Annotated in this window: 1 pseudogene; it reads left to right on the forward strand. The window is 23.9% G+C overall.

Features of this window, described 5'->3' with window-relative positions:
* A pseudogene (locus tag EZH24_RS13800) lies at positions 1-190 on the forward strand (methyl-accepting chemotaxis protein); the annotation flags it as partial.
* Between the last annotated feature and the right edge of the window lie 74 nt (positions 191-264).

The following is a 264-nucleotide window of genomic DNA, read 5'->3' on the forward strand; positions in this document are numbered from 1 at the left end:
AATAACAGAAATAAGCCATACTATAGAAGAACAGTTTATTGGAATAGAACAGGTTAATAAGGCCGTTTCTCAAATGGATCATGTAACGCAGCAGAATGCAGTACTTGCAAGTGAAACTTCAAATTTATCAAATGAGTTATTAGATAAATCAAAAGAATTAAATGAACAAATAAGTTTCTTTAAATTTTAATTTATAAAAAACTGCTGCTGTTATTGAAAATTTATTATATTTACTATATTATTGTTAAATACTTTTTATAATTA

The organism is Brachyspira catarrhinii (assembly GCF_005518285.1).
GTDB classification, from domain to species: Bacteria; Spirochaetota; Brachyspiria; order Brachyspirales; family Brachyspiraceae; genus Brachyspira; species Brachyspira catarrhinii.